Here is a 572-nt window from a genome sequence, read left to right as displayed (position 1 = left end):
TATAACATGAAGGCTTTGAAAAACCCAGTGGCACTCGCCACTCTGCTGGTTCTGCAAGCATGTAGTTCGCAACCGCCACAATCTGGCGCGGAAACACCAACCTCTCCACCAGCATCATTAGATAAGCCTGAAACTATTCAACCTCAAACTTTTATGTTGCGCGGCAAAGTAATCATCGGCCATGAAAGCCAGTACATCATGCCTTGCGGCAGCGACAAACAATATTGGTTGCAACTGTCACCACAACAGATTCAACGCGCCATTAAGCTCGGTAGCGAACCGTACCAAACCATGTATGGCGAAGTCATCGGTCATCTTAACCCTCTGGGCATTGATGGTTTCTCGGCGGATTTCGATGCCAACTTTGTGGTTGAGCAAGTGAACTTCCTCACTACCGAAAACCCAAATCGTTGCAGCCAACCGCAAAAACCAACGCGTGTATTTGGCAACGAGCCGTCTTGGGCAGCCAGTTTTGAAGCCAATACGCTTAAGTTCCAACAGATAGGTAAAACCACCGAAATGCTGTCTATTCAAAGCAGTCAACTGCAGCCGCGCCAACGCACTTATAGGCT

At 48.6% G+C, this 572-nt stretch carries 1 pseudogene; it reads left to right on the top strand.

The features are described from left to right. Positions 1-6: 6 nt before the first annotated feature. Positions 7-572, top strand: a pseudogene (locus R8N47_RS27175) (hypothetical protein); the annotation flags it as partial.

Source organism: Vibrio sp. 2132-1, assembly GCF_033344315.1.
Note: the sequence above shows the minus strand (reverse complement) of the source record. Positions and strands in the feature narration are given on the sequence as shown.